Source organism: Pararhodospirillum oryzae, from assembly GCF_007992075.1.
Taxonomy (GTDB): Bacteria; Pseudomonadota; Alphaproteobacteria; order Rhodospirillales; family Rhodospirillaceae; genus Pararhodospirillum; species Pararhodospirillum oryzae.
This window is the reverse complement of the sequence record NZ_BJZO01000175.1, coordinates 1-1,782: the sequence shown is the minus strand read 5'-3', so window position 1 is coordinate 1,782 and position 1,782 is coordinate 1. Positions and strand designations below refer to the sequence as shown.

The following is a 1,782-nucleotide window of genomic DNA, read 5'->3' as shown; positions in this document are numbered from 1 at the left end:
CCCCGCCGCGACCGCCCCTCCCGCAACCGGACGACTGCCCGATCCGGTGATTGTCGTGCCCGGCATCACCGCGACCTATCTGCGCGATGACTACCCGCTGCCTCCCGAAATGATCTGGCGGGTTCTGCCGTTCCAGCGCGACCCCGAGCGGGCCGCCATGCACCCCGACAACATCGCCGTCGAGGCGGTCGAGCCGGCCGCCGTGCGCTCCGATCAGCTCTTCGAAATCTGCTATCGGGAACTCATCTTGGAGCTACGCCACGGCCTGACCCAGCGCTCCGACGAGCCGGTGCCGGTGTACCCCTTCAGCTACGACTGGCGCCGGCCACTCACCGACTCCCAGGCCGCGCTGGACCGCTTCATTTCCGAGGTCATCGAGCGCACGGTGGTCACCCGCCCCTATCACCAGGATGGCTACGCCACCCGGCGCACCGTGACCCTGGTCGGGCACTCCATGGGGGGGCTGGTCATCGCCGGCTTCCTCAAGGCCGACGCCGAACGGCGCGCGCGCGTTGAAGCCCCGCCGCCGCCCCGGGTGCGCAAGGTGATCACCCTGGCCTCGCCGTTCCGGGGGTCGCTGGAAGCGGTGCTGAAAATGACCACGGGCACCGCCAACATGGGCGGCACCGACTCCAGCTCGCGCGAGCGCGAGGCCGCGCGCCTGACCCCGGGGCTCTACCACCTGCTGCCCAGCTTCGCGGACGCGGTTGCTTTCGCCCCCGGCCTGCCCGACAGCCTGTACCAGATCAAGGCCTGGCAGCCCTCGATCCTGGCCAGCCTCGCCGAGTACGCCCGCAAGTTTTCGTGCGCCCCCAACGTGGACGCCCACGCCCGCGCCCTGTTCCAGGAACTCCTGGACATCGCCCACGCCCACCGCGACAGCGTGGAACACCTGGATCTGGCCAAGGCCGGCCTTGCCCCCACCGACTGGCTGGCGGTGGTCGGCACCGATTGCACCACCCGCACCCACATGGCGGTGGCCAACGACGCCGGTGCCGCGCGCTTCATCCTGGATTCCTCGGGACGGCGCAACGACTGGCCCGCAAGCCCCGCGACCGGCGACGGCACCGTGCCCTTCCTGGGGGCCGAATGCGCCTTCCTGCCCCGGTCCAACCTGGTGTGCGTGACGCCCGATGACTTCGGGTATTGGGAGATCGAGGACCGCGCCCTGGCCAAGGCCACCGGCTTCCACGGCATCCTGCCCAACATGGACATGCTCCACCGCCTGATCATCCGCTTCATTACCGGAGCGCCCGATCCCCACGGCAACACCTGGGGCCGCGCCGCCCCGGGCGTGAGCACCTGGACGCCCCCCATCCCCGGCCTGCGCCAGAAAACCAGCCCGCCCCGCGACGCCGACGAGGACACGGCCGTGCCCGGCAGCCGCCCCGAGGCCTCCTTGTAACGCCAGCCGTCCCCGGTGCCGGCCTCCGCCGGTGCCGGGACAGAACGGCCTCCCCGGAACCGACGAAGGGCGCTAAGCGACGAACAGCTTGATGAAAATCCCCACCTGAAGGGTCAGGACCACCCCCAGCAGCCAGCGAATGACAACCGCCTCGGTTTTCAAGGGGGTGATCTCGGCTTTCAGCTCGGCCCGGATCGCGGCCTCGGATTCGGTGATGCGCACGAGCAGGCGATGCTCGACCGCTTCCAGGTCGGCCCGGGCCTGCGCGCGGACCTCGGCGATTTCGGCCCGGACCTCGGCAATCCGGGTTTCCAGCCGGTGCGCCAACGCCTCCGAGTCCGCCTTGGCTTCCGAGCGGGCCTCGGCAATCCGGGTTT

The 1,782-nt window shown here is 70.3% G+C and carries 2 protein-coding genes; one reads left to right on the top strand and one right to left on the bottom strand.

Annotated elements, in window-relative coordinates; all coding sequences use genetic code 11:
- A partial coding sequence (locus ROR02_RS16330; protein WP_147165099.1) for an esterase/lipase family protein occupies nucleotides 1-1,405 on the top strand: 1,405 nt, incomplete at its 5' end.
- Nucleotides 1,406-1,477: 72 nt separating this feature from the next.
- Here the strand turns inward: ROR02_RS16330 and ROR02_RS16725 are convergent.
- On the bottom strand, nucleotides 1,478-1,782 hold a 305-nt coding region (locus ROR02_RS16725), incomplete at its 5' end, for a hypothetical protein (RefSeq protein WP_218032838.1).